The sequence below is a fragment of the Lysobacter gummosus genome, assembly GCF_001442805.1.
GTDB lineage: Bacteria > Pseudomonadota > Gammaproteobacteria > Xanthomonadales > Xanthomonadaceae > Lysobacter > Lysobacter gummosus.
In genome coordinates this window covers 3,976,132-4,002,478 of the sequence record NZ_CP011131.1, presented here as the reverse complement: position 1 = coordinate 4,002,478, position 26,347 = coordinate 3,976,132, and the positions used below count along the sequence as shown (strand labels likewise).

Genomic DNA, 26,347 nt, shown 5'->3' with positions numbered 1-26,347 from the left:
CCGACGCTTTTCTACCGGATCGCCGTGTTGGATCGAACAGCATCGGGGCTGAAGCCCCTCCCATAAAAGACTTCGGGGCCTCATCGCGAACCGGTTATCGCGCCTCAGTGAAGTTCGCGGGATTGAACATGCTGCTGCTCGCCATGTTGACCGCCTGCGGCAAAGACAAACCGCAGGCGCTGGGCACCCTGGAATGGGACCGCGTCACCTTGCCGGCGCCGACCGCGGAAAAAGTCGTGCGCATCGACGTGCGCGAAGGCCAGCGCGTCAAGGCCGGCACCCGCGTGCTGCAACTCGAACTCGACCGCACCCGTTCGCAATTGAGCGCCGCGCAGGCGCAGGCGCGCCAGTCCGCCGATGCATTGGCCGAGCTCGAAGCCGGTCCGCGCAGCGAAACCATCGCCCAGGCGCGCGCCAATCTCGCCGCCGCGCAGGCGCAGCAGCGCGATGCGGCGGCGTACTACGCCCGCGTGCAGCCGCTGGGCAAGCGCCAGTTGATCGCCGCGTCGGAAGTCGATCGCGCCCGCGCCGCCGCCGGCAACGCGCAAGCCCAGGTCGGCGCCGCGCAAGCGGCATTGCTGGAACTCGAACACGGCACCCGTCGCGAGCAGATCGCGCAGGGCCAGGCCGCGCTCGCCGCCGCGCAGGCGCAGGCGCAGGTGCAACAGGTGACGTTCGCAAAACTGGATGTGATCGCGCCGCGCGACGGCGTGATCGACAGCCTGCCGTACAAACTCGGCGATCAGGCGCCGGTGGGTTCGCCGCTGGCGGTGATGCTGGTCGGCGAACATCCCTACGCGCGCGTGTACGTGCCCGAGCCGATGCGCCAGGACGTGCTGGTCGGCCGCGCCGCGCGGGTCTACATCGAAGGTCGCGAACAGGCCTGGACCGGCCGCGTGCGTATGATCCGCAGCGAACCCAGCTTCACCCCGTACTACGCGCTGACCGGCGAAGACGCCGCGCGCCTGAGCTATCTGGCCGAAGTCGAACTGACCGACGCCAAGGCCACCGACTTGCCGGCCGGTCTGCCGGTGCGGGTCGAGTTCGCGCCATGAGCCGCGACCGGCCCGCCGATCCCGCCGCCGCGGTGCAACCGCCAGCGCCGGCCGCCGCCGGCAGCGAGCAACCGGCGATCAAGGCGCGCGGCATGAGCAAGCACTTCGGCGCCTTGCGCGCGGTCGATCGGGTCGATCTGACCGTGCCGCGTGCCTGCGTGTACGGCTTCCTCGGGCCCAACGGCTCGGGCAAGTCCACCACCATCCGCATGCTGTGCGGCCTGCTCACGCCGACCGAGGGCGAGATCGAAGTGCTCGGCCTGAAGATCCCGCAGCAGGCCGAAGCGCTGCGCCGCCGCATCGGCTACATGACGCAGAAGTTCTCCCTGTTCGAAGACCTGACCGTGCGCGAGAACCTGGAATTTCTCGCCGCCGTGCAGGAGATCCCGAAGGCCCGGGCGCGCGAACGCATCGATGAATTGATCGAGCAATACCACTTCGGCGATCGCCAGAAACAACTGGCCGGCACCATGAGCGGCGGCCAGAAACAGCGCCTGGCCCTGGCCGGCGCGGTCATTCACGGGCCGGAGCTGTTGTTCCTGGATGAACCCACCAGCGCGGTCGATCCCGAGTCGCGGCGCGACTTCTGGGAAAAACTGTTCGAACTCGCCGACGGCGGCACCACCTTGCTGGTGTCCACGCACTACATGGACGAAGCCGAACGTTGCCACCGCCTGGCGATTCTCGACCGCGGCGTGCTGGTCGCCGACGGCACCCCGGCCGAACTCACCGACGCGCTGGCCGGGCGTTCGGTCGAAGTGCTGGCGGCGCAGCCGCGCAAGGCCCAGCGCGTGCTGGTCGCGCTCGACGGCGTGCTCAGCGTCGCCCAGATCGGCAACAGCCTGCGCGTGCTGCTGGCCGATGCCGATACCGCGGAGTCGAACATCCTCGCCGCCCTGCGCGAGGCCGGCCTCGATGCCGAGGTGAACAAGGCCAAGCCCAATCTGGAAGACGTATTCGTATCGGCCACGCGCGGCCGCGACGCGCCCGCGCCGGCGGCGGAGGCCGCGGCATGAGACTGCGACGCTTATGGGCCATCGTGCTCAAGGAAGTCCGGCAGTTGCGCCGCGACCGCATCACCCTGGCGATGATCGTGATGATCCCGGTCGGCCAGCTGGTGCTGTTCGGCTATGCCATCAACCTCAACCCGCGCGGCCTGACCGCGGCCATCGCCGATCAATCCGGCACCGCCGCTTCGCGCGCGCTGATCATGGACATGATCGCCACCGGCGTGATCAAGCCGGTCGCCGATGCCGACACGCCGCAGCAACTGGTCGAGATGCTGCGTCGCGGCGAAATCAGCGTCGGCGTGAACTTGCCGCCGGACTTCGAACGCCGCCGCGTCGACGGCCGCGAAGTCGCGCAGGTGATGGTCGACGGCAGCGACACCGTGGTGCAGAGCGCGGCCGCGCAACTGGCGCAGTTGCCGATCGACAGCTCGGTGGCGGCGCCTCGCAAGACCGCGCCGATCAGCGTGGTCGCGTTCTACAACCCGCAGCGGCGCTCGCCGGTGAACATCGTGCCCGGCCTGATCGGCGTGATCCTGACCATGACGATGGTGATGTTCACTTCGGTGGCGATCGTGCGCGAACGCGAGCGCGGCAACATGGAATTGCTGATCACCACGCCGGTCAGCAGCACTGAGTTGATGATCGGCAAGGTGCTGCCGTATGCGTTGATCGGCCTGCTGCAGACCAGCGTGGTGCTGCTGCTGGGCGTGTGGCTGTTCGCGGTGCCGATCAAGGGCAGTGTGCTGGATGTCTATATCGCCGCGGTGCTGCTGATCCTGGCCAATCTGGCCCTGGGCCTGATGATTTCGACCAAGGCCGCCTCGCAGTTCCAGGCGATGCAGATGACGGTGTTCATCCTGCTGCCGTCGATCCTGCTGTCGGGCTTCATGTTCCCCTACGCCGGCATGCCGGTGGCGGCGCAGTGGTTGGCGGAAGTGCTGCCGATGACCCATTTCCTGCGGCTGATCCGTGGCGTGATGCTGCGCGGCGCCAGTCTGTGGGAGCTGTGGCACGACGTCGCGTATCTGGTCGGCTTCATCGCGGTGATGATGAGTCTGGCCGTGGCCAGGTTCACCAAGCGCCTGGATTGATCCGGCAGCGGCGGGGCGAGCACTTGCACGCCCCGCGGCTTTCTCGCACATTCGTGGCTGCGACGGCTTCGGGGAAACGCGATGCGGATGCTGCGGTATGTCCTGCCGGTTGTGCTCTTCAGCGCCAGTACGGTCGCGACGGCCGCGCCCGTCACCGTCCTCACCGCCGCGCGCATCCACACCATGGACCCCGCGCAGCCGCGCGCGCAAGCCATGGCCTACGATGCCGGCGGCAAGATTCTCGCTGTAGGCGGCAAACAGGAATTGCTGCGGCGTTATCCGCGCGCGCGGCGGCTGGACGTGGGCGCGGCCACCGTCGTGCCCGGCCTGATCGATTCGCACGCGCACGTGTTCGAACTGGGTTTCAACCGGATTCGCGCCGACCTGACCGGCGCCCGCAGCAAGGCCGAAGCGCTGCAGCGGCTGCGCGACTTCGCCGCGCATCTGCAACCCGGGCAGTGGCTGCTCGGCTACGGCTGGGACCAGAACGACTGGCTCGATCCGCGCTTTCCGAACGCCGAGGATCTCGACACCGAATTCAGCGACTGCCCGGTGTGGCTGCAGCGCATCGACGGCCACGCCGGCTGGGCCAACAGCGCCGCGATGAGCGCGGTCGGCCGCGACCTGTCCGGCGACTGGCAGCCCGACGGCGGCCGCATTCTGCGCGACGACCACGGCAAGCCCACCGGCATCTTCATCGACGATGCCATGGCGCTGCTGGAGAAAGCGCGTCCGCCCCTGGACGCGGCCGCGACCGAACGCGCGCTGACCCTGGGCATGCAGGCCGCGATCGCCGAAGGCCTCACCGGCGTGCACGACGCGCGAGTCGACATGTCCGTGCTGCGCGCCTATCAGCGCTTGGCCGATAGCAAGCAGCTGCCGCTGCGCATCACCGCCTTCGCCGACGGCGATGACGATGTGCTCGAACTGCTATGCCGCGAAGGCCTGTACCAGCATCCCTCGGGCCGCCTGAAACTGCGCACGGTCAAACTCTATGCCGACGGTGCACTCGGCAGCCGCGGCGCGGCGATGCTGGAGGATTACAGCGACGATCACGGCAACCGCGGTCTGCTGCGCATGTCGCCCGACGCGATGCGCACGGCGATCGCCAAAGCCAAGCGCTGCGGCGTGCAGGTCGCCACTCACGCCATCGGCGACCGCGGCAACCGCCAAGTGCTGGACCTGTACGAGCAAGCGCTCGGCGCCGACGCCCGGCGCGGCGATCCCCGCTGGCGGATCGAACACGCGCAGATCATCGCCGCGCAGGACCTGCCGCGCTTGGCCGCGATGCACGTAATCGCCGCGATGCAACCCACCCACGCCACCAGCGACATGCCCTGGGCCGAGCAGCGCATCGGCCCGGCCCGTATCAACGGCGCCTACGCCTGGCGGCAACTGCGCGACAGCGGCGCGCGCCTGGCATTGGGTTCGGACTTCCCGGTCGAATCGGCCGACCCGCGCCTGGGCCTGTACGCCACCGTGACCCGCGCCGACGCCGACGGCAAGCCGCTCGGCGGCTGGCATCCGGAGGAAAAACTCACCGCGTTCGAAGCCCTGCGCGGATTCACGCTCGATGCGGCGTATGCGGGGTTCGCCGAGGGCGAGGTGGGGAGTTTGGCGGTGGGAAAGAGCGCGGATTTCGTCGTGCTCGAGCAAGATCCGCTTGCGGTCGAACCAGGGCAGTTGCGCGATTTGAAGCTGCTTGGGACATACGTCGATGGGGCGACGGTGTGGAAACCCGCTGATCCGACATCCACGAAGTAGCCATTGGACTGGCGCGGTTTTGCCGGTCCTTTCGATTCGATGATTCATGCCGCGCCATCACTCACCGCCGATGACGATTGTCACCGCCGTCAAATTCCGTGATTGTCAATCCGGAATCAAGCCGTAGTCCGAATTAGAAGCGTGTCGGCTATCAAGATTCCGCACCTGTCACGCGCCTAGCATCGCTCCCGAATCGCCAGCCTTGGGGGCCCGCAATGAAATCGACACTTCTGCGCTCAGCGTGGATGGGCGCGTCGCCGCGCCTGTTGCTGGTGCTGGGAATCTTCGCCGTGCTGCGCGGCGTGACGCCGCTGCCTGAGTACGCGGGGCCGTATCCGGATGCGCGGGATCGAGCGAACCAGGGCATCGAGTCGCGCGCCGTCGGCGCCGCGCCGGTGGCGAAGGTCGCCGATATTCCGGCCACCGACGCCGAGGCGGCGCGATTCCTCGCGCAGGCGACGTTCGGGCCGACGCTCGAAGACATCGCCAAGCTCCGGCAGATCGGTTACGCCGCGTGGATCAACGAGCAGGTCGGTTATCCGGTGTCCTCGCAGTTGACCTTCATGAAGAACGCGGCGGCGCGCGCGGGCACCGGTAGCGACGTGCGCCGCGATTGGCGCCTGGATGCCTGGTTCGTCAATGCCATCGGCGGCAAGGACCCGATCAAGCCGACCCAGATCGTGCACAACGATCAACTGCGCCAACGCGTGGCGTTCGCGCTCAGCGAAATCTTCGTCGTCTCGGATGCGACTTCCGATCTGCTCGGCAACGCGCCGCACGGGATGACGCATTACTACGATACTCTGGCGCGCGATTCCTTCGGCAATTTCCGCACCTTGATCGAAGACGTGACCCTGCATCCGGTGATGGGAATCTACCTGTCGATGATGCAGAACCAGAAGCCCGATCCGGTTAACAACATCCGCCCGGACGAAAACTACGCGCGCGAAGTGCTGCAGTTGTTCAGTGTCGGCCTGGTGCGGCTCAATCCCGACGGCACGCCGATCCTCGATGCCAATCAGCAGCCGGTGCCGACCTACAACCAGGACACGGTCAAGGGCTTCGCCCACGTATTCACTGGCTGGACCTTCGACGGCTGCCAGGCGGAAGGTTATTTCGATTGCTACTACTACGATTCCAGCGCGCCGGCGTGGGTGACGCCGATGGAGAATCAGGCGGCCTATCACGCCTCGGCGCAGGAAAAGCAGTTGCTGGAATATACCGGCGTGAGCCTGCCGGGCGGCAAGCTCGCCGCCGGCGGCAGCGGCCACGGCGATCTGGCCGCTGCGCTCGACAACATCTTCAACCATCCCAACGTCGGGCCTTTCATCGGCCGGCAGTTGATCCAGCGGCTGGTCACCAGCAATCCCAGTCCGGCCTATGTCGGCCGCGTCGCGGCGGCGTTCAACGATAACGGCCAGGGCGTGCGCGGCGATCTGCGCGCGGTGGTGACCGCGGTGTTGATGGACCCGGAAGCGCGCGATCCGGCCTCGCAGCCGGAAAATTTCGGCAAGGTGCGCGAGCCGATCCTGCGTCTGACCCATCTGTGGCGCGCGCTCAACGCCAAGTCGAAGTCGGGCTTCCTCGACGAGTTCTGGACCATGGAGGGCAACCTCGGCCAGGCGCCGATGTACGCGTCCTCGGTGTTCAACTTCTTCAGCCCGAACTACCGGCCGATGGGCGAGCCCTCGCAATTGAATCTGGCCGCGCCGGAACTGCAGTTGGCCACCGACTACATGTTGCCGGCCAACGAAGGCTATCTGATGCGCAAGATCTTCGATTCCTATGTCGGCAATCCGGCCGGCATCGGCAACGACGAGATGGCGATCAATCTCACCCGCGACGTGGCGCTGGCGACCAATCCCGGTGCGTTGATCGATCGCTACAACGTGTTGTTCCTGTCCGGGCAGATGTCGGCGCCGATGCGTCAGGTGCTGCTGGAACGGCTCAACGGCATGCCGGCCAACACGACGGCGGCCAAGCGCGAACGGGTGCAGGAAGCGTTGTACCTGATCGTCAATTCGCCCGAATACATCGTGCAGAAGTAAGCAGGACTGAGGAGAACGCCATGAAACGTCGTGAATTCCTGCGTAATTCGATCTGCACCGCGCTCGGTGGCGCCGGCCTGTATTCGGCGCTGGGCAATCTGCGTCTGGTCGAGGCGGCCACGCGCGCCTACGGGGCGTCGAGCTTCGACGACTACAAGGCGCTGGTGTGCGTCTTCATGTTCGGCGGCAACGACTCGTTGAACATGGTCATACCGCGCGACAACGATCACTATCAGCAATACCGCACCGCCCGCGCGACGCTGGCGGTGGAACAGAGCCAACTGCTGCCGCTGGTGCCGCAGACCGGAGGCGGCGCGTCGGATGGCGCCGATTACGGTTTGCAGTCGTCGATCATCGGCGACGACACCGTCGGCATGAGTGGGTTGCAGGGTTTGTTCAACACCGGACAGGCGGCGGTGCTGGGCAATGTCGGCACGCTGATCCGCCCGACCAGCAAGGCCGACTACGCCAATCACGCGGTCGAACTGCCGCCGCAGTTGTTCTCGCACAACGATCAGCAGCAGTACTGGCAGGTGTCGCGCACCGGCGACGGCCGCAATCTGGGCTGGGGCGGGCGCATCGCCGATCTGCTGCACGACGCCAATCCCGATGCCTTCATCCCGATGTCGGTGTCGCTGAATTTCGAAAGCATCCTGCAGCGCGCGGCGACCGGCAGCCAGTACGTGATCGGCAACGACGGTCCGCGTTATTTCAGCCGTTTCGAATGGGACGGCGACAGCCGCCGCGCGTTCCTGGCGTTGATGGCGCCCAACGCGCAGCCGCATGTGTTCGGCCGCAGCTACGCCAACTCGTTCCGACGCGCGCGGGAGAACGCCGATGCGGTCGGCACGGCGCTGGATTCGTCCACGCCGTTGCAGACGGTGTTTCCCGCGAACAACGATCTGGCCGCGCAGCTGCAGATGGTGGCGCGCATGATCAAGGTGCGCGAAGTGCTGGGGCTGAAGCGGCAGGTGTATTTCGTGTCGATGGGCGGATTCGATAATCACGATCGCCTGCTCAGCGAGCAGCCGGCGTTGTTGTCGCGACTATCGCAGGCGATGACGGCGTTTCATGCGGCGACGGTCGAGCTGGGCGTGGCCGACAAGGTCACCGCGTTCACGGCCTCGGATTTCGGCCGGACCTTGTCGTCCAATGGCGATGGTTCCGATCACGGCTGGGGCGGGCATCACTTCGTCGTCGGTGGCGCGGTGCGCGGCGGACGCTTCTTCGGTCAGATGCCGACGCTGGTCAATGGCGGCAACGACGACGCCGGCTGGGGGCAGATTATTCCGACCACGCCGGTGGATCTGTATGCGGCGACGCTGGCGAAGTGGTTCGGGGTGGCGGACACGGATCTGGATTTGATCTTTCCGAACCTGGGGAATTTTTCGCCGCGGCGGGATTTGGGGTTTATGGGGTAGGGCGGAGGTGTCTTTCCGGGAGCATTGCTCCGCTGGGCATTCCTGCAAAAGCGGGAGCTCGGAGACTTCAGCGCGATCTCCCCACGCCATCATTCCCGCGAAGGCAGGCTCCGCTTTACTTCGGCGGTAGCCGAACATCCAGAGCCTTCAGCGCGATCTTTCCAGATCGTCATTCCCGCGAAGGCGGGAATCCAGAGGCTTCAGCGTCATCTTTCCAGGTCGTCATTCCCGCGAAGGCGGGAATCCAGGGCCTTCAGCGTCATCTTTCCAGACCGTCATTCCCGCGAATGCGGGAATCCAGCGACTTCAGCGTCATCTTTCCAGGCCGTCATTCCCGCGAAGGCGGGAATCCAGCGGCTTCAGCGTCATCTTTCCAGGCCGTCATTCCCGCGAAGGCGGGAATCCAGTGGCTTCAGCGTCATCTTTCCAGGCCGTCATTCCCGCGAATGCGGGAATCCAGCGACTTCAGCGTCATCTTTCCAGGCCGTCATTCCCGCGAAGGCGGGAATCCAGCGACTTCAGGCGTTCTCGCACGAAAGGCACTGGATTCCCGCGTTCGCGGGAATGACGGTAGGTGGGTGCGGTGGAGGCTGGTAGGGGCGTCGGCTCCGGGAGACTCGTTCTGACTCTGACTCTGACTCTGATCCTGATCCTGATCCTGATCCTGATCCTGATCCGAAGCCGAAGCCGAAGCCGAAGCCGAAGCCGAAGCCGAAGCCGCCGAAGCCGAAGCGGAAGCAGAAGCGGAAGCAGAAGCCGAATCCGAATCCGAATCCGAATCCGAATCCGAAGCAGAACTCGAGCCCAACCCCCTCAAAGCACCCGATGCATCACATAAACATCCACCAACCCCAGCGAGGAATGGCGGAACGCGCCCGGAATTCGCCCGACGATCTCGAACCCGTGCTTGCGCCACAAATGCACCGCGGCGGTATTGCTGCTGACCACATAGTTGAACTGCATCGCGATGAACCCCGCGCTGCGCGCCTGCGCCAGCGAGTGCTCGCATAGCGCGCCGCCGACACCCTTGCCCCAGGCGGCTTCGGCGACCATGTAGCTGGCGTTGGCGACGTGATCGCCGCGGCCAAGTTGGTTGGGACCGAGTTTGTAGCAACCCAGGATCTCGCCCGCGTCCACTTCGGCGATGAAGGTGCGGTACGGCGGCGAGGTCCACATCGCCCGCGCGCGCGACATCGACAGTTCGGCGGGGTAGTTGTAGCTCTCGCCGCGCGCGAGCACTTCGCGGAAGATCGGCCAGACCCGTTCGAATTCTTCCGGGCCGATTTCGCGGATGTGGAAGTCGCGATCCATGCGTGGGTTCCTGTCGTGCGCCGCCGGTCAGGCGGCGGCTTGGCTGTCGCCGAGGTGGACCCGGCCGCGCAGCGAGTTGGGCATCGCTTCGGTGATCATCACATCGACGAACTGGCCGATCAAACGCTGCGGGGCGGGGAAGTTCACCGAACGCATGTTCTCGGTCTTGCCGGTGAGCTCGTTCGGGTCCTTGCGCGAGGGGCCTTCGACCAGCACGCGCTGGACGCTGCCGACCATCGACTGCGAGATCGTCATCGAATGGGCGGTGATCGCGGCCTGCAGGCGCGACAGGCGCGCGTGCTTTTCCGCGTCGGTGACGCTGTCTTCCAGGTCGGCGGCCGGAGTGCCGGGGCGACGCGAGTAGATGAAGGAGAACGACTGGTCGAAGCCGACGTCCTCGATCAACTTCATGGTCTTCTCGAAATCGGCCTCGGTCTCGCCGGGGAAGCCGACGATGAAGTCGGAGGAAATCGAGATGTCCGGGCGCACCGCGCGCAGCTTGCGGATCTTCTGCTTGAATTCCAGCGCGGTGTAGCCGCGCTTCATCGCCGCCAGGATGCGGTCGCTGCCTGCCTGCACGGGCAGGTGCAGGTAGTTGGCCAGCTCCGGTACGTCGCGATAGGCCTCCACCAGCGAGTCGCTGAACTCCAGCGGGTGCGAGGTGGTGAAGCGGATGCGGTCGATGCCGTCGATCTGGGCGATGGTGCGGATCAGCAGCCCCAGGTCGGCGACTTCGCCTTCGGCCGCGCCGTCTTCGCCGGCCATCGGGCCGCGGTAGGCGTTGACGTTCTGGCCGAGCAGGTTGACCTCGCGCACGCCCTGCGCGGCCAGTTGCGCGACCTCGACCAGCACGTCCTCGAACGGACGGCTGACTTCTTCGCCGCGGGTATAGGGCACCACGCAGAACGAGCAGTACTTGCTGCAGCCTTCCATGATCGAGACGAACGCGCTGGGGCCTTCGGCGCGCGGCTCGGGCATGCGGTCGAACTTTTCGATCTCGGGGAAGCTGATATCGACCTGCGGCAGCCCGGTTTCGCGCTTGGCGCGGATCAGCTCGGGCAGGCGGTGCAGGGTCTGCGGGCCGAACACCAGATCGACGTAGGGCGCGCGCTTGACGATGGCCGCTCCTTCCTGTGAGGCGACGCAGCCGCCGACGCCGATGATGACCTGGCGATCGCCCTGCTTGTGCTGCTTCCAGCGGCCCAGCTGGCTGAATACCTTTTCCTGCGCCTTCTCGCGGATCGAGCAGGTGTTGATCAGGATGACGTCGGCTTCGCTGGCGTCGGTGGTGAGTTCCAGGCCGTCGCTGGCGGCGAGCACGTCGGCCATCTTGGCCGAGTCGTACTCGTTCATCTGGCAACCGTGGGTCTCGATGAACAGCTTCTTGGCGCCCGGCGTCGAGGGCCGGGCGGCGCCCGCGGCGGGCGCCGTGGGCAGGGGATGCAGGTCGGTCATGGCGATCCGGGTCCGGGGAGGGCGGCGGTTAATCCGCGCCGGAGTGGCTGGAGGGGGGGGGCGAGCGAGAAACGAGTTCAGAGGAGTGAGAAGTGAGTAAAAGGCGGTGCTGCCAAGCTTCCACTCACTACCTCACTCCTCTGAACTCGTTCCTCAACCAGTATAGCCGCCGGCCGCTCCAAGCCGCGGTCCCCGTCACGTTTCTGTATCAAGGACTTGGCAGCGTCGGCCGGGCGGGGGAAACTCGCCGCGATGAGGGGGCACGCGCTGATTCTGGGGACCGTCTGCCTGCTGGCGCTCGCGCCGGCGGTGGCGGGCACCGTTTGGAAATGTGAAAGCGCCAGCGGCGAGCGCAGCTACGTCAGCAAGAAGGTCAAGGGCCAAAGCTGCGTGGTCGCCAGCCAGTACACGGCCCTGGCCAAGCGGATGCGCAATCCGACCCCGGTGTCCTACGCGCCGCCGGCGCCGGCGGTGGGGTCGCTGACCACCCGCACCGATGTGGCCGGCGTGCCGGGTTCGATCCATAACAATCCACCGGCCACCTTCAGCGGCGCGGCCGCGGCGATGGCGGCGGGTGGGCTGAGGCCGACGCTGCCGGCGCCAGGCACCGCGGCAGCGGCGGGTACGGCCGCTGCGCCCGCGCCGATGGCGGTGATCGCGCCGATGCCGCAGCAAGCGCCGACCCGGCTGGTCCAGGGCCAGGTCTATTCCTATGTTCAGGACGGCGTGCGCCACTACACCAGCAAGCGCCCCAAGGGCCTGGCCAGTGCGACCGCGGTGCGGACCATCCGCTACAGCTTCATCGAGACCTGCTTCGCCTGCGCGGCCCGGCCCGGGGTCAACTTCGGCACCCTGCGCCTGAACACGGCGGCGTTCGCGGCCGAGATCGCCGCGGCCGCGCGCCAGCACGGGGTCGAGGAAGCGATCGTGCGCGCCATCATCCATGCCGAATCGGCCTACAACCCCAATGCGATGTCGCGGGTCGGCGCGCAGGGGCTGATGCAGCTGATGCCGGCGACCGCGCGTCGGTTCGGGGTCGGCAACGCCTTCGACGCCAACCAGAACATCCAGGGCGGGGTGCAGTACCTGGCCTGGCTGCTCAAGCGCTTCAACGGCGACCTGACCCTGGCCGCGGCCGGCTACAACGCCGGCGAGGGCGCGGTCGATAAGTACCGCGGCGTGCCACCGTACGCCGAAACCCAGCGCTACGTGCAGCGCGTGGCGGTGCTGGCCCAGCGCTATCGCTCGGCGGTGGTCGCGCGCTGAGGACGTGGCTGTAGCGGTATCGGCCGGAGCGCACGACAAGATCGAAGGCGCCGCCGGCCGCGCATCGACGCCCCCGCCTGCGGCCCGCCCGGCGCGCATGACGGCGCGTCGCTCGCGCAATGGCCGCGCTCGCGGCGAGTCCTTTTCCCACCCGGGCCGCTCGCCACTGCTGCCGTGGCCGCGCCAAAACCTGCAAAACAAGCGATCTGGTGGCGAATACCGCGCCCGGGGCGCACCGTGTGAGCAATTTGCAATGGCGCGGATTGTCGCGCCCTTAACGGTTCCGCTACACTTCCCCGTCTTTTGAGCCGCCAGCCTTTCGCCAGTGGTTGTGTTTGGTTAGCCAATGGTTCCGGGTAGTGCGGCGTTAACTTCGAATTGCAGCTTTTGCGGAGTGCCGGATGGCCAACCAAGGGGTCCACGATCCTATTAACACGGGCCGACGTCGGTTCCTGACGGCGACCACGGCAGTGGTCGGTGCGGTCGGGGCCGGCTTTGCAGCGGTGCCCTTCATCAAGTCCTGGAACCCCAGCGCGCGCGCCAAGCTCGCCGGTGCTCCGGTGACGGCGGATATCAGCGCGCTGACCGAAGGCCAACGCCTGATGGTGGAGTGGCGTGGTCAGCCGATCTGGATCGTCAAGCGTTCCAAGGCCGTGCTCGACGCACTGCCGACGCTGGACGGCCGTCTGCGCGATCCCAAGTCCGAAAACAAGGACCAGCAGCCCTCGTACATCAAGGGCGAGCTGCGTTCGATCAAGCCGGACATCTCCGTCCTGGTCGGCCTGTGCACCCATCTGGGCTGCTCGCCGGAAATGAAGGCCGAGATTCGTCCCGAGCCGTTCGATCCGGAATGGAAGGGCGGCTACTTCTGCCCCTGCCACAAGTCGCGCTTCGACATGTCCGGGCGCGTGTTCCAGGGCGTTCCGGCACCGATCAACCTGCTGGTGCCTCCGCATTACTACGAAAACGACAACACCATCATCATCGGTGTTGATCCGAAGGGAGCGGCGTAAGTCATGTCCAACATCCTTACCCGCACCGCCAACAACGTCTTCGATTGGGTCACCGCTCGCGCGCCCGGCATGATGCCGGTCTATCGCAAGCACATGACCGAGTACTACGCGCCGAAGAACTTCAACGTCTGGTACTACTTCGGTTCGCTGGCGCTGCTGGTGCTGGTCAACCAGATCGTCACCGGCATCTTCCTGACGATGCACTTCAAGCCGTCGGCGGCCGATGCGTTCTCGTCGGTCGAATACATCATGCGCGACGTGGAGTGGGGCTGGCTGATCCGCTACATGCATTCCACCGGCGCATCGCTGTTCTTCATCGTCGTTTACCTGCACATGTTCCGCGGCCTGCTGTACGGCTCGTACCAGAAGCCGCGCGAGCTGGTGTGGATCCTGGGCATGCTGATCTATCTGGTGCTGATGGCGGAAGCCTTCATGGGCTACGTGCTGCCGTGGGGCCAGATGTCGTTCTGGGGCGCCAAGGTCATCATCTCGCTGTTCGGCGCCATTCCGGTGATCGGCAACGGCCTGACCGAGTGGATCATGGGCGACTACCTGCCCGGCGACGCCACGCTCAACCGCTTCTTCGCCCTGCACGTGATCGCGCTGCCGCTGGTGCTGCTGTTGCTGGTGGTGCTGCACTTGGGCGCGCTGCACGAAGTCGGCTCCAACAACCCCGACGGCGTGGACATCAAGTACGGCCCGAAGGGCAACCGCTGGGACGCGAGCAAGCCGCTCGACGGCATTCCGTTCCACCCGTACTACACGGTCAAGGATCTGGTCGGCGTCGGCTTCTTCCTGATCATCGCCGCCTTCATCATCTTCTTCGCTCCGGCGATGGGCGGCTGGTTCCTGGAACACGACAACTTCACCGAGGCCAACCGCCTGGTGACGCCGGAGCACATCAAGCCGGTGTGGTACTACACGCCGTACTACGCGATGTTGCGCGTGATCCCGCACAAGCTGTCGGGCGTGCTGGTCATGTTCTCGGCGATCGCGGTGCTGTTCCTGGTGCCGTGGCTGGACCGCTGCAAGGTCAAGTCGGTGCGTTATCGCGGCTGGATCAGCAAGTTCATGCTGATGCTGCTGGCGGTGTGCTTCGTGTGGCTGGGCAAGATCGGCGCGGGCCCGGGTACCGACCCGGTCGAGACCATCGTCGGCCGCGTGTTGACCTTCCTGTACTTCGCCTTCTTCATCACCATGCCGCTGTGGACCAAGATCGACAAGACCAAGCCGGTGCCGCAACGGGTGACGATGCATGACTAAGACAAGTGTGCAGGTCCCTCTGCAAAAGCCCGCACATCCTTGTGCGGACTCTTCAAAAAGCCAGCCTCTGCGGAAGATGCGCATCGTGAAGAAGCTCGCCACCTTCGTCGCCGGCCTGCTCGTGTCGGCCACCGCCTTCGCGTCCGAGGGCGGCAACCTGATGCAGTCGGGGACCGATCTCAACGATCGCGCTTCGCTGCAGCGCGGCGCCCAGCTGTACATGAACTACTGCTCGGGCTGCCACTCGCTGAAGTACCTGCGCTACTCGCGCATGGCCGAGGACCTGGGCCTGACCGAAGAAGAGGTGATGAAGAACCTCAACTTCACCGGCGCCAAGTTCGGCGAGCAGATCCAGGTCAGCCTGACCCCGGACCACGCCAACCAGTGGTTCGGCAAGATGCCGCCGGACCTGAGCCTGATCACCCGCGTGCGCGGCAGCGACTGGGTCTATACCTACCTGAACTCGTTCTACCTCGACGAAGGGCGTCCGCTGGGCTGGAACAACAAGTTGTTCCCGAACGCGTCCATGCCCAACCCGTTGTGGGAGCTGCAGGGCCTGCAGCACGCTGAGTTCGGCGAGCCGGACAAGACCACCGGCGATCGTCCGGTGCACGCGCTCAAGGTCACCCAGCCCGGCAAGCTCGACGCCGAAGGCTTCAAGACCGCCACGCGCGACATCACCACCTTCCTCGAGTACGCCGGCGAACCGGCCGCCCTCAAGCGCCAGAGTCTCGGCGTTTGGGTGATCCTGTTCCTGGTGTTGTTCACCTTCATCGCGTATCTGTTGAAGACCGAGTACTGGCGCGACGTGGAACATTGATGTCGTCCGGCTGGAAAACCCGCGCCACAAGCGCGGGTTTTCCGCTAGGGTTGTCGGTCTAGCGAGCCGGCAGCTTCAGCAAAGTAGGCTGTGCCCAGGCTCGAGGCCGTGATGACCTTCCACAAAGGGTGGAGGGCGTCTTGCGACTGGCGGATTCCGGTTGCTGGAGAGGTCGATGATGGCGGCGAGCCCCCGTATGCGTAATGCCCTGACTCTGTTTTCGTCCACCGATTGCGTACTGTGCCACCGCGTCAGACTGGTTCTGGCGGCCAAGGGCGTCACCTACGATCTGATCCCGGTCGATCCGCAGAATCCGCCCGAAGACCTCGTCGATCTCAATCCCTACCACTCGGTGCCGACCCTGGTCGAACGCGACCTGGTGCTCTACGCCGCCAGCGTGGTCAGCGAATACCTCGACGAGCGCTATCCGCATCCGCCGCTGATGCCGGTCGATCCGCTTTCGCGCGCGCGCCTGCGCCTGGCCATGCTGCGCCTGGAGCACGACTGGGTGCCGCAGGTGCAGGCCATCCAGATGGGCAACAAGGCCCAGGCCGAGGCCGCGCGCAAGCGCCTGAAGGAACTGCTGACCGCCTCGGTGCCGTTGTTCAAGGCCAGCAAGTTCTTCTTGAACCCGGAAATGAGCCTGGCGGACTGCGCGATGGCGCCGATCATCTGGCGCCTGCCGTCGCTGGACGTGCCGCTGCCGAAGGACGGCAAGGCCATCGAGGACTACGGCAACCGCATCTTCCGCAACCCCGGCTTCACCCGCAGCTTGACCGACCAGGAGCGCAAGCTGCGCGAGATGCCTGGTTGAGGCGGGGAATGGGGAGTTGGGAATAGGGAATGGGTAGTGCGAGTGGGGCGGAGGGCTTCGATGCTTTCGGGGCGGTTCGCGTCCCAGGCCTGAGGTTGCCGGCGACGAAGCTTCGGGGCTGAAGCCTCTCGAAAGGTCGCGGTGGATCGGCGGCGGAGCAGGGGGGCGGCGCGCTTCGTGGCCCTGAAGCGAACTACGCATCTGCAGCCCTTTCCAGCGGCGTGAAGCCTTCGATCCGGGCCGAGAGGCTTGGGAATAGTTTCTGGCTGCCTGCCGGCCAGCGCTTTAGCTTAAAATGCGCATATGACCGAAAGCAGCACGCCGATGACCAGCCACCGCCCCTACCTGTTGCGGGCGCTGTACGAATGGATCGCCGATAACGGCATGACCCCGCACCTGCTGGTCGATGCCACGCGTCCGTCCGTGCAGGTGCCCGCGCACGCGGTCAAGGACGGCAAGATCGTGCTCAACGTCGCCGCGCGCGCGGTCTCGCACCTGGAAATGGGCAACGACTTCATCCGCTTCAGCGCCCGCTTCGGCGGCGTCAGCCATCCGGTCTCGGTGCCGGTCGGCGCGGTGTTGGCGATCTATGCGCGCGAAACCGGGCAGGGCATGGCGCTGCCGGAAGACGTGAACATGGAAGAGGCCGCGCTGGACGAAGAGCAGGAGGAGGCTGAGTCGACCTCGCCGCCGGTGCTCAGCGCCGTGCCCAACGATCCCGCGCCGGACGGCGACGACGACGGCCCGCAGCCGCCGACGCCCAGTCCGCGTCGTGGCGGGCATTTGCGGATCGTGAAGTAAGCAACCGCTTTCCTTCTCCCGCCGCGGGAGAAGGTGCCCGGAGGACGGATAAGGGGCGCGGCAATGACTGGCCTGCGTCGTTTTCCCTTCTCCCGCGTGCGGGAGAAGGTGCCCGAAGAGCCTGCCCCCGCGAAGGCGGGGGGCGGATGAGGGCGCGCGGCAATGATTGGCCTGCGTCGTTGCGTTACTGTCGCTGGCCCTCACCCCAACCCTGCCCCGGCCCAAACGCATAGCGTTTGGGCGTTCGCGGACGCGCGAGCCAATGGCTCGCAAGCAACGTCCACTCACACCCCACAAGCGGGAGAGGGAGCAAAAACTCAGTGTTATGGCTAGGGCTATCGCTATCGCTAGTGCAACTGCGACGGCTCGCGAGTCACCGGCCCGCTGAAAGCGATCAGCTTGTCCCCGCGCAGGATCATCCGCCCGACATGGCGGTCTTCGCCGTCGATCGAATAATCGAAGCGGAAGGTGCGCTCGAATCCGAGCCAGCCGCTTTCCTGGCGGATGATCCGCAGGCCGATCGAATGCACGCTCTGGTCCAGCCACTGCACGCCGGCCGCACGGCAGGCATCGCGGCCGACGACCTCGGCGCGTTCGGCGGCGGCGCGGCCGGCGCTCCAGAACGAGAACGCGGCGGCGCCGAAGATCATCAGCAGGATCAAGGTAGGCATGGCGGATTTCTGGCGACGGCGGGCGCGAAAAGCAAGGCGTCAGGCGCCCTGGAGATTCGGCGGCGGCCCGAGTTTCAGCGAAAGATCGATGGCGCGCACATGTTTGGTCAGCGCGCCGATCGAGATGCAGTCCACGCCGTCCTCGGCGATGCCGCGCAGGGTGGTGAAATCCACGCCGCCCGATACCTCCAGCGGAATGCGCCCGTCGAACGGTGCGGCGCGCGCGATGCGCACCGCTTCGCGGCGATCGTCGGCGCTGAAGTCGTCGATCAGCACCCGGTCGCAGCCCTGGCCCAGCGCCTCGCGCAGTTGCTCCAGGGTTTCGACCTCGACGATCAGCGGCAGCTTCGGATGGCGGGCGCGCGCGCTGTGGATCGCGCCGCGGATCGAACCGGCGGCGCGGATATGGTTTTCCTTGAGCATCACCGCATCGAACAGGCCGATGCGGTGATTGACCCCGCCGCCGACGCGTACCGCGTATTTCTGCGCCAGGCGCAGGCCGGGCAGGGTCTTGCGGGTGTCGAGGATCTTCGCGCCGGTGCCTTCAACGGCCGCGACGTACTGCGCGGTGACGGTGGCGACGGCCGACAGGGTCTGCATGAAATTCAGCGAGGCGCGCTCGGCGCTGACCAGGGCCCGGGCCCGGCCCTGCAGGGTCGCCAGGACCGTGCGGCCGTGGACGCGCTGGCCTTCCTCGACCTTCCAGTCGATCTGTACGTGCGGGTCCAGCGCGCGATGGCAGGCGTCGAACCACGGCCGTCCGCACACCACCGCATCTTCCTTGCACAGCAGGTAGGCGATGTCGGCCACGTCCGGCAGCAGATCGGCGGTGACGTCGCCGCCGCCCAGATCCTCGGCCAGGGCGTCGGCGGCGTCGGCCTCGATCTCGGCCGCCGGCGGCGGGGTCAGGTCAAGCCTCGCCTGCGCGCTCATGCGCCCGGGAAGCCGTCGATCTGGGCCGTGCCGATGGCGTTTTCCGAATCCAGCAGCGGAATGCCGTCATCGACGATGTAGACGATCTTGCGATCGCGGGTGATCAGGGCCTCGCGCAGCGGCTGGGGCTGGGCGTCGCCGCTGCCGCGGACCACGCCGCCGGCCTCGATGGCGGCGTTGAGCGCCTGCAGGCCGCGGCCGTCCAGCGGCAGCAGCGGTTGGCGGGTGGTGGGGCAGACGAGCAGGTCGAGCAGTTTGCGATCCATACGGTGCGGTGCCGGTACGACGGGACAGGGCGTTAGAATACGTCTTTGCGCCAAGGCACGTCCCATGTCCCCAGCCAGCAGTTCCGCTTCTTCGTCCGGCTCCCCGTCAAGTCCGTCGTCGCCGCTGGTCGGCATCGTCATGGGCTCGCGTTCGGACTGGGAGACCATGCAGCACGCCGCCGCCAAGCTCGAAGCGCTGGGCGTTCCGCACGAAGTTCGGGTGGTGTCGGCGCATCGCACGCCCGACGTGTTGTTCGAATACGCCGACACGGCCGCCTCGCGCGGCCTGCGCGCGATCATCGCCGGCGCCGGCGGCGCGGCGCACCTGCCGGGCATGCTGGCGGCCAAGACCGCGGTGCCGGTGCTCGGCGTGCCGGTGCAGTCCAAGGCGCTCAACGGCATGGACTCGCTGCTGTCGATCGTGCAGATGCCGGCCGGCATTCCGGTGGCGACCTTCGCCATCGGCAACGCCGGCGCGGCCAATGCGGCCTTGTTCGCCGCGGCGCTGCTGTCGCCGGAATACCCGGCCATCGGCGCGGCGCTCAGCGCCTTCCGCGCGCGCCAGACCGACGACGTCCTGGCCAACGACGACCCGCGCCAATGACCACCGTCGGCATTCTCGGAGGCGGGCAGCTGGCCCGCATGCTCGCGCTTTCCGGCGCGCCGCTGGGGCTGCGTTTCCTGGTGCTGGACAGCGCCGAAGACGCCTGCGCCGGCCAGTTCGCGCCGATGGTCGTGGGCGACTACACCGATCAGGCCGCGCTGGACGAATTCGCTTCGAATATCGACGTGGCCACCTTCGACTTCGAAAATGTCCCGGCCGAATCCGCGCACTGGCTGGCCGAGCGCCGCCCGGTGTTCCCGAGCCCGCGCGCGCTGGCCGTGGCGCAGGACCGACTGGCGGAGAAGACCTTGTTCCTCGACCTGGGCATCCCGGTGCCGGATTTCGCCGCGATCGGCACGCGCGAATCGCTCGACGCCGCGCTGGCCAAGATCGGTACGCCGTGCATCCTCAAGACTCGCCGCCTGGGCTACGACGGCAAGGGTCAGTTCCGCATCAAGACGCCGGCCGACGCCGACGCGGCCTGGGCCGCGCTGGGCGCGCAGGCGGACAAGGTCGGCCTGATCCTGGAAGGCTTTGTCGCCTTCCAGCGCGAACTGTCGGTGGTCGCCGTGCGCGGCCGCGACGGCGAATTCCGCGCCTGGCCGCTGACCGAGAACTGGCACGTCGACGGCGTGCTGTCGGCGAGCCTGGCCCCGGCGCAAACCGATGAGGCCTTGGCCGCGACCGCCATCTCGCATGCGCGCAAGCTGGCCGAAGCGCTGGACTACGTCGGCGTGTTCGCGCTCGAACTGTTCTGCCGCGACGGCGTGCTGCTGGCCAACGAGCTCGCCCCGCGCGTGCACAACTCCGGCCACTGGACCATCGAAGGCAGCGAGACCTCGCAGTTCCAGAATCATCTGCGCGCCGTGCTCGGCCTGCCGCTGGGCGACACGCGCATGCTCGGTCATGCCTGCATGCTCAACTGGATCGGCGCGATGCCCGATGCCAATGCGGTGCTCGGCGAGGCCGGCGGGCATTGGCACGATTACGGCAAGCAGCCGCGCGAGGGACGCAAGGTAGGGCATGCGACTTTGCGTGCGGATTCGCCGAAAGAACTCGCCGAGGCCTTGCGTCGCGTGGGTGAGGCGCTTGGCCGCGCCCAGCAGGTCGATCCGGTGGTCGCGAGGTTGGTGTGATCCTCGCCGTCACCGAGGCGCCGCAGTCACCGCGCGCCGCCGGCGATCTTGCACAACCTGGGACTGTTGCGGCGGGCCGCGCCGTTTTTTCCGGGCGCGCTCGTTTGCATGGCCTTGAATCGGCTTGCCGCGACGTGGGCAGCAACCCGTCTTGTCGCGTTTAGTCGCCGCTCGCGGCGCTGTTTTCGTCCGTGGCCGGCAGCCGCCGCATCTGCAGCATCAAGCCGATCAGATACACCAGCGAATACACGATCAGCACCGCGGCCAGGCCGAGGGTGAGCGGACTCGGCGCGGCTTGCGTCGCGGCCAGCCCGTCGTGCGTCCAGCGCCAGGCCAGCCGGCCGACCAGCAGCACGGTCAGCGCGCCGCCGATCCACGGATTGGGCGTGTAGACCCGGCGGCCGTCTTTCCAGACCACATGGGTGTGCTTGAGCGCGAGCAGCCCGACGCCGACACCGATGACGGCGCCCGCGCCCATCGCCAATGCCAACTGCGACTGCAACACCGCCAGCACGATCAACATGCACGCGACCAGCGACAGAATCCCGAGACGAATGCCGCTGCGCACCGGACGCCACGGTTGCACGCCGAAATTGCGGCGAATGCGGCGGTAGACCATCAGAGCCGACAGGGCCGGCACCCAATAGGGAGCGGTGGAAGCGAACGCCGTGGCCATCGAAACGACCTGATCAGTCTGCGGGAATGCACTGGTGAGCTTGAGCGCTGCCCGACGACGGCGCAAGCCCGCCGGAAGTCACATCGCTTGCATCGAGGGCGAAACCCGCCCTGAAAGCTCGCGCGGGATGTCCGCGCGAGCAATGGCGCCGCCGCTCGCTCAGGTGTCGCGACCTCGCTGGGCATTCGCCGCCGCGTGCTTGAACTTGGAATCCAGCACCGGCGTGAAGCGGATCGACTTGGCTTCCGAGTAGGCGCGCGCGGCGCCGGCTTCGTCGCCGCGCGACTTGAGGATGTCGCCCTTCAGCGACAAGCCGTTGCTCTTGGTCGCCGGCGTGCTTTCCAGGTGCTTGGCCAATTCCAGCAGCGCCTGACTGTCGCCGGCGCTGGCCAGCACCACTTCGTTGCGCGGCTGCGCGGATTCTTTGTCCTTGAGCACCGGCATGGGCGTGGCGACGAATACGTCTTTCTTGCCCGACTGCGCGGACACCTGCGCGGCGAGCTGGCGCACCGCGGGCGATTGCGCGGTCTGCGGATAGTCCTTCTCGACGATGCGCATGGCCAGCGCCGAGGATTCGAGGATGCCTAACTGCGACAGCAAATCGGCGGCGGCGACCCAGCGCGCGCCGGCCGGCAGCTCGGGCGAGCTCTCGGCGATCGAACTTTGCGCGGTGTCGGCCAGCAGCTGCCATTTGCTTTCGTCAGACAAGGCTTTGAACGATGCATCGCCCGCTTGCGATTCGATGCGCATATTCACCGCTTTGGCGACCGCTTCGATCTGTTGCGCCTTGGCCGCTTTTGCCGCGGCCAGATTCGGAATGCGCACCAATACCGTGCGCTGCGGCAGCGAGGCCAGTTGCAGCCCGAAGCTGTATTCGGGCTGCAACTCGCCGTACACGACCAATCGCAGATCTTCGCGATTGCCCGGCGCGACGCTGCGCGGCGTCTGCTCCGGCGATATCAATAATTTTGAGTTCGCCGGCAAGGTGATTCTGTAGTCCTGCCGAGTCAGGCTCTTGTTGATCAACCCGGCGTGATTGAGGTCGTTGACCTGCGTCAGGGTATAGACCCACTTATCGGTTTCCGGGGAGAAATCCGGGGTTTCCCAGGTCGTGGCATCCAGGCGCGGCAACGCGTACTTGCGCAGCGCGTTGACCAGCTTGACCACCGATTCGTGTTCCTGCCGGTCGGGTTTGACGATGGTGATGTGATCGGCGCCGGCGATGCCGGGCGGCGCTTCGTCGCAGAAGCGGGTGGCGCTGGTCCAGGGCACGATCGTAACCGGCCCGGTCTTCACCGTTTCGTAGGCGCAGATCACTTTCGGCGCCGCGCCGCTGCTCTTAAGACCCATCCAGTCGTCGCTGAGCTGTTTGAGGTAATCGTTGGCGTCGGCCGGCAGCATCTGCCGGATCGCGTTGTTGTTGACGACGATGTACTTGGCAATGTTGGTGATCTGCGAGCCTTGCTGCGGCGTCGCGTACAACATCAGCAGCGGTGTTTTCGCGCTGAGGTCGGGATGGCTGATGAGTTCGCGCATCACCACCAGGCCGCCCATGCTGTGGGCGACGAAGACGACCGAGTCGTAATGGCTCACGCCGTGATAGTCGAGATATTCGTGCAGCTTCAGCGAGGCCTCGCGGATGTCGAGCGAGCCTTGCGCGAACATGCGCGAGGTGAAGCCGAAGGCGTAGATATCGACCTTGTCGCCGATGCCGGGCGCCGACCGCAGCAGATCGAAGAAGCGCGTGCCGTTGGCGTTGGTCCAGGTGCCGCTGGTGTCGCCGAAGATGCCGTGGACGAAGACCACCGCGATCTTGGCGTGCGGATTGCCTTGATGCACCCAGTAGGGATCGGTGGTGTTGACCGGCTGCGGCTTGGCGTTGTTCCTGGTTTCGGTGCCGTCGGGCGTGGGCGCCGGGCCCGGACAGCCGCAGGCCAGCAGCGCGAAGGCGCAGGCGAACAGCAGGTTCAGCCAGGCGCGGCCGGTCGGCGACTTGCCGCGCGCGCGGCCCGGCAGGGTGGGGCCGATGCTGCTCATCTCGCGTGCACTCCCTGGCTTCGACGTTCTGGGTCCATACCGGGCAACGTAATTCGCGCCGCCAACCGGTCTGCCGCGCGTCGCCGGATCGGCGTCCAAAAAGAAACGGCCGGGTTTCCCCGGCCGTTTCGGTATCGCGATGACGCCGGGCGCTTACTTCAGGTTCGAAGCCACGAAGTCCCAGTTGACCAGGTTCCAGAACGCCTCGACGTACTTCGGACGGGCGTTGCGGTAGTCGATGTAGTAGGCGTGTTCCCACACGTCGCAGGTCAGCAGGGCGGTGTCTTCGCCGGTCAGCGGGGTAGCCGCGTTCGGGGTGCTGACCAGGGCCAGCGAGCCGTCCGGGCGCTGCACCAGCCAACCCCAGCCCGAGCCGAAGGTGCCCACGGCGGTCTTGGTGAACTCTTCCTTGAACTTGGCGAAGTCGCCGAAGGCCTTGTTGATGAGCTCGGCCAGCTTGCCGGTGGGCTCGCCGCCGCCCTTGGGCGACAGGCAGTTCCAGTAGAAGGTGTGGTTCCAGATCTGGGCGGCGTTGTTGAACATGCCGCCCTGCGACTTGCGGATGATCTCTTCCAGCGACAGCGAGGCGAACTCGGTGCCTTCGATCATCTTGTTGAGATTATCGACGTAGGCCTTGTGGTGCTTGCCGTAGTGGAAGTCGATGGTCTCGCCGGAGATGGTGGGTTCGAGCGCGGTGCGGTCGTAGGGCAGGGCAGGCAATTCGATGGCCATTGGCGGGCTCCTAAAGTTTCGAGGGGGGCTGGCTAGCGGAGGGCGCCGCGGCCGGCGTTCCGCTCCCGGGACAATGGAGTTCCGGGCCGGACGCGTCGGCGACGCCGCGAAGGCTTACAATTCATATTCTATCCCCACGTTTCGTTGCCGAACCGTCAAAGTCGGCAACAAACCATCGCAGGAGCAGTACCCATGTCCGTTATGGAACGGATCCAGGCCGAAGTCGAAGCCCATCCGATCGTCCTTTTCATGAAGGGCACCGCGCAGTTCCCGATGTGCGGCTTCTCCAGCCGCGCCGTGCAGGCGCTCAAGTCCGCCGGCGCGACCGCGCTGCATACGGTCAATGTCCTGGAAGACGCGGAGATTCGCGCCAATCTGCCGCGCTACTCGAACTGGCCGACGTTCCCGCAGCTTTTCATCCACGGCGAACTGATCGGCGGTTGCGACATCACCCTGGAGCTGTTCGAGTCCGGCGAGTTGGCGCGGATGATCAGCGAGACCCAGACGCAGTGAATTCCGGCGCCGTCAGTTCGAACGCCGCGGGCATGGACGATGCCTCGCTGGCGTTGGGCGGCCGGGTGGTCCTGATCACCGGCGCCAACGGCGGCCTCGGCGCCGCCGCGGCCGCGGCCTGCACGCGCGCCGGAGCGACGGTGGTGCTGCTCGGCCGCAAGCTGCCGAAGTTGAACCGCGTGTACGACGCCCTGGCCCAGATCGGGCCCGAGCCGCTGCTGTACCCGCTGGACCTGGAAGGCGCGCAACCCGACGACTACGCGGAAATGGCCGCGCGCATCGACAGCGAGCTGGGCCATCTCGACGGCGTGCTGCACTGCGCGGCGGATTTCCCCGGCCTGACCCCGCTGGCGCAGACCGACCCGGCCGCGTTCGCGCGCGCCGTGCACGTCAATCTGACCGCGCCGTGGTGGCTGTCGCAGGCCTGCCTGCCGTTGCTGGCCAAGTCGCCCGATTCGGCCCTGGTGTTCGCCCTGGACGATCCGCAGCGGGTCGGCCAGGCCTACTGGGGCGGTTACGGCGCCGCCCAGCACGGGCTGGCCGCATTGGTCGGCATCCTGCATGCCGAACTGGCCAATTCCAGCATCCGCGTCGCCGGGCTGCGTCCCGGACCGATGCGCACGCCGCTGCGCGCGCGTGCCTATGTGGAAGAAAACGACCGCTCCGCGCGCGACCCGGGCGCCTACGCCGAGGCCTGCGTGAGCCTGTTGTCGGCGCGCGGCGCGGTCCATCGCGGCCAAGTCTGGGCGCCCTCGCTCTGAACCCGCCGACCATGACCGTCGCCTCGGCCGCGCTGCTGCTGTTCATCATCCTGGACCCGCTGGGCAATATCCCGGTGTTCCTGAGCCTGCTGCGCGGGCTGCCGCCCAAGCGCCAGCGCATCGTGCTCGCGCGCGAGCTGCTGATCGCGCTGGGCGTGCTGATGGTGTTCCTGTGGGGCGGCAAGTACGCGCTGGAGCTGATGCACCTGCGCCAGGAGTCGGTATCCATCGCCGGCGGCATCGTGCTGTTCCTGATCGGCATCCGCATGATCTTCCCGCCGCCGGAAGGGTTGATGGGCGAGATCCCGGACGGCGAGCCCTTCATCGTGCCGATGGCGATCCCGCTGGTGGCCGGCCCCTCAGGCATGGCTGCGGTGATGCTGATGGGCAGCAACGACCCCTCGCGCCTGGGCGACTGGAGCCTGGCGCTGATGATCGCCTGGGGCGCGACCTCGGCGATCCTGTTCTCGGCCACCATCCTCTACAAGCTGCTGGGCCGCCGCGCCCTGATCGCGATCGAGCGCCTGATGGGCATGCTGCTGGTGGCGATCTCGGTGCAGATGATCCTCGACGGGCTGGGGGCCTATCTGCCCGGGCCGCCGTAATTGATGGCGGGGAATGAGGGGCCTGGGGAACAGGAAGTGGTTAGAGACGCTGGAAGGCCCGCCACCGAGCGGGCCTTGTTCGTTTTGGTCGCTTGATCCGGGACCTTCCATTCCCTGATCCCTATTCCCCCATTCCCGGCTTCTACCCCATACGCCTCGCCGAGCCACCTGGCACTTCCCGCGCGCCCGGTTATACAACTTTGCGCTGTCTGGCAGTTCTGTTGTGGCCACCGTCACCGTGTGACAAGGCTTGATGTCGGTCACGTCTCTGTCACAGAGCC

The 26,347-nt window shown here is 66.5% G+C and carries 25 protein-coding genes; 17 read left to right on the top strand and 8 right to left on the bottom strand.

From position 1 onward, the window contains the following. The first annotated feature begins 128 nt into the window (after positions 1 to 128). The 6 genes from LG3211_RS16405 to LG3211_RS16380 all read left to right on the top strand — a co-directional run bounded on the left by LG3211_RS16405 (position 129) and on the right by LG3211_RS16380 (position 8,389). On the top strand, positions 129 to 1,055 hold the full coding sequence (locus LG3211_RS16405; RefSeq protein WP_057945538.1) for an HlyD family secretion protein: 927 nt from the start codon (positions 129 to 131) through the stop codon (positions 1,053 to 1,055). A gap of 92 nt (positions 1,056 to 1,147) precedes the next feature. Next, positions 1,148 to 2,071, top strand: a complete 924-nt coding sequence (locus LG3211_RS16400) for an ABC transporter ATP-binding protein (RefSeq protein WP_425479975.1) — start codon at positions 1,148 to 1,150, stop codon at positions 2,069 to 2,071. After that, the gene (locus LG3211_RS16395; protein ID WP_057943773.1) at positions 2,068 to 3,156 is read left to right on the top strand and encodes an ABC transporter permease; all 1,089 of its coding nucleotides are present in this window, start codon (positions 2,068 to 2,070) and stop codon (positions 3,154 to 3,156) included. The genes LG3211_RS16400 and LG3211_RS16395 overlap by 4 nt, the downstream gene beginning before the upstream one ends. Positions 3,157 to 3,243: 87 nt before the next feature. Continuing rightward, on the top strand, positions 3,244 to 4,920 hold the full coding sequence (locus LG3211_RS16390) for an amidohydrolase (RefSeq protein WP_148648965.1): 1,677 nt from the start codon (positions 3,244 to 3,246) through the stop codon (positions 4,918 to 4,920). Positions 4,921 to 5,135: 215 nt separating this feature from the next. Then, positions 5,136 to 6,968, top strand: coding sequence for a DUF1800 domain-containing protein (locus tag LG3211_RS16385; protein WP_083512594.1), 1,833 nt, complete (start codon positions 5,136 to 5,138; stop codon positions 6,966 to 6,968). A gap of 20 nt (positions 6,969 to 6,988) precedes the next feature. Further along, on the top strand, positions 6,989 to 8,389 hold the full coding sequence (locus LG3211_RS16380) for a DUF1501 domain-containing protein (protein ID WP_057943770.1): 1,401 nt from the start codon (positions 6,989 to 6,991) through the stop codon (positions 8,387 to 8,389). An 813-nt stretch (positions 8,390 to 9,202) separates the two neighbouring features. Here LG3211_RS16380 and LG3211_RS16375 read toward each other — a convergent pair. After that, positions 9,203 to 9,700 (bottom strand): GNAT family N-acetyltransferase, encoded by a 498-nt coding sequence (locus tag LG3211_RS16375; protein WP_057943769.1) that lies wholly within the window; start codon positions 9,698 to 9,700, stop codon positions 9,203 to 9,205. Positions 9,701 to 9,727: 27 nt separating this feature from the next. Beyond that, positions 9,728 to 11,155 carry a tRNA (N6-isopentenyl adenosine(37)-C2)-methylthiotransferase MiaB gene (gene miaB, locus LG3211_RS16370; protein ID WP_057943768.1) on the bottom strand — a complete coding sequence of 476 codons (1,428 nt, stop codon included), beginning with the start codon at positions 11,153 to 11,155 and terminating at the stop codon, positions 9,728 to 9,730. A gap of 252 nt (positions 11,156 to 11,407) precedes the next feature. Between miaB and LG3211_RS16365 the strand changes: the two genes are divergently transcribed. The 6 genes from LG3211_RS16365 (at position 11,408) to LG3211_RS16340 (ending at position 17,132) form a co-directional block, all read left to right on the top strand. Beyond that, complete coding sequence (locus LG3211_RS16365) at positions 11,408 to 12,421, top strand: lytic transglycosylase domain-containing protein (protein WP_057943767.1); 1,014 nt, start codon at positions 11,408 to 11,410, stop codon at positions 12,419 to 12,421. A gap of 401 nt (positions 12,422 to 12,822) precedes the next feature. Continuing rightward, positions 12,823 to 13,434 carry a ubiquinol-cytochrome c reductase iron-sulfur subunit gene (gene petA, locus LG3211_RS16360; RefSeq protein WP_057943766.1) on the top strand — a complete coding sequence of 204 codons (612 nt, stop codon included), beginning with the start codon at positions 12,823 to 12,825 and terminating at the stop codon, positions 13,432 to 13,434. A 3-nt stretch (positions 13,435 to 13,437) separates the two neighbouring features. Further along, positions 13,438 to 14,697 carry a cytochrome b gene (locus LG3211_RS16355; protein ID WP_057943765.1) on the top strand — a complete coding sequence of 420 codons (1,260 nt, stop codon included), beginning with the start codon at positions 13,438 to 13,440 and terminating at the stop codon, positions 14,695 to 14,697. Positions 14,698 to 14,773: 76 nt separating this feature from the next. Beyond that, the gene (locus tag LG3211_RS16350; RefSeq protein ID WP_057943764.1) at positions 14,774 to 15,517 is read left to right on the top strand and encodes a cytochrome c1; all 744 of its coding nucleotides are present in this window, start codon (positions 14,774 to 14,776) and stop codon (positions 15,515 to 15,517) included. A gap of 178 nt (positions 15,518 to 15,695) precedes the next feature. Next, the gene (locus tag LG3211_RS16345; RefSeq protein WP_057945536.1) at positions 15,696 to 16,331 is read left to right on the top strand and encodes a glutathione S-transferase N-terminal domain-containing protein; all 636 of its coding nucleotides are present in this window, start codon (positions 15,696 to 15,698) and stop codon (positions 16,329 to 16,331) included. Between the two features lie 303 nt (positions 16,332 to 16,634). Further along, the gene (locus LG3211_RS16340) at positions 16,635 to 17,132 is read left to right on the top strand and encodes a ClpXP protease specificity-enhancing factor (protein ID WP_083512593.1); all 498 of its coding nucleotides are present in this window, start codon (positions 16,635 to 16,637) and stop codon (positions 17,130 to 17,132) included. A gap of 347 nt (positions 17,133 to 17,479) precedes the next feature. On the opposite strand, the gene LG3211_RS16335 is transcribed toward LG3211_RS16340, so the two are convergent. Genes LG3211_RS16335 through LG3211_RS16325 form a run of 3 tightly spaced genes read right to left on the bottom strand, consistent with a single transcriptional unit; the run spans position 17,480 to position 19,002 of the window. Further along, the gene (locus LG3211_RS16335; protein ID WP_057943763.1) at positions 17,480 to 17,803 is read right to left on the bottom strand and encodes a DUF3301 domain-containing protein; all 324 of its coding nucleotides are present in this window, start codon (positions 17,801 to 17,803) and stop codon (positions 17,480 to 17,482) included. Positions 17,804 to 17,842: 39 nt separating this feature from the next. Further along, positions 17,843 to 18,736, bottom strand: coding sequence for a carboxylating nicotinate-nucleotide diphosphorylase (gene nadC / locus LG3211_RS16330; RefSeq protein ID WP_057943762.1), 894 nt, complete (start codon positions 18,734 to 18,736; stop codon positions 17,843 to 17,845). Continuing rightward, entirely contained in the window at positions 18,733 to 19,002 is a 270-nt protein-coding gene (locus LG3211_RS16325) for a Trm112 family protein (protein ID WP_057943761.1), read from the bottom strand. The genes nadC and LG3211_RS16325 overlap by 4 nt, the downstream gene beginning before the upstream one ends. A 64-nt stretch (positions 19,003 to 19,066) precedes the next feature. Here LG3211_RS16325 and purE point away from each other — a divergent pair, with 64 nt between their 5' ends. Together purE and LG3211_RS16315 are read left to right on the top strand one after the other, a co-directional pair. Next, the gene (purE, locus tag LG3211_RS16320) at positions 19,067 to 19,606 is read left to right on the top strand and encodes a 5-(carboxyamino)imidazole ribonucleotide mutase (RefSeq protein ID WP_057943760.1); all 540 of its coding nucleotides are present in this window, start codon (positions 19,067 to 19,069) and stop codon (positions 19,604 to 19,606) included. Further along, positions 19,603 to 20,742 carry a 5-(carboxyamino)imidazole ribonucleotide synthase gene (locus tag LG3211_RS16315; protein ID WP_057943759.1) on the top strand — a complete coding sequence of 380 codons (1,140 nt, stop codon included), beginning with the start codon at positions 19,603 to 19,605 and terminating at the stop codon, positions 20,740 to 20,742. Before purE ends, LG3211_RS16315 begins: the two co-directional genes overlap by 4 nt. Positions 20,743 to 20,902: 160 nt before the next feature. Here the strand turns inward: LG3211_RS16315 and LG3211_RS16310 are convergent, their stop codons facing one another. The 3 genes from LG3211_RS16310 to LG3211_RS16300 all read right to left on the bottom strand — a co-directional run bounded on the left by LG3211_RS16310 (position 20,903) and on the right by LG3211_RS16300 (position 24,187). Then, positions 20,903 to 21,418: a CcdC protein domain-containing protein gene (locus tag LG3211_RS16310; protein WP_057943758.1), complete on the bottom strand. Its 516-nt coding sequence runs from the start codon at positions 21,416 to 21,418 to the stop codon at positions 20,903 to 20,905. Positions 21,419 to 21,577: 159 nt separating this feature from the next. Next, positions 21,578 to 23,455 carry an alpha/beta fold hydrolase gene (locus tag LG3211_RS16305; protein WP_057943757.1) on the bottom strand — a complete coding sequence of 626 codons (1,878 nt, stop codon included), beginning with the start codon at positions 23,453 to 23,455 and terminating at the stop codon, positions 21,578 to 21,580. Positions 23,456 to 23,608: 153 nt separating this feature from the next. Further along, on the bottom strand, positions 23,609 to 24,187 hold the full coding sequence (locus LG3211_RS16300; RefSeq protein ID WP_057943756.1) for a superoxide dismutase: 579 nt from the start codon (positions 24,185 to 24,187) through the stop codon (positions 23,609 to 23,611). Between the two features lie 192 nt (positions 24,188 to 24,379). Here LG3211_RS16300 and grxD point away from each other — a divergent pair, with 192 nt between their 5' ends. The 3 genes from grxD to LG3211_RS16285 are packed head-to-tail and all read left to right on the top strand — an operon-like array spanning position 24,380 to position 26,066. After that, the gene (grxD, locus tag LG3211_RS16295; protein ID WP_057943755.1) at positions 24,380 to 24,700 is read left to right on the top strand and encodes a Grx4 family monothiol glutaredoxin; all 321 of its coding nucleotides are present in this window, start codon (positions 24,380 to 24,382) and stop codon (positions 24,698 to 24,700) included. Between the two features lie 32 nt (positions 24,701 to 24,732). Next, a complete protein-coding gene (locus LG3211_RS16290) occupies positions 24,733 to 25,461 on the top strand; it encodes an SDR family NAD(P)-dependent oxidoreductase (RefSeq protein WP_057945534.1) in 729 nt (242 codons plus the stop codon). Between the two features lie 11 nt (positions 25,462 to 25,472). Continuing rightward, positions 25,473 to 26,066, top strand: a complete 594-nt coding sequence (locus LG3211_RS16285) for a YhgN family NAAT transporter (RefSeq protein ID WP_057943754.1) — start codon at positions 25,473 to 25,475, stop codon at positions 26,064 to 26,066. The last annotated feature ends 281 nt before the right edge of the window (positions 26,067 to 26,347 follow it).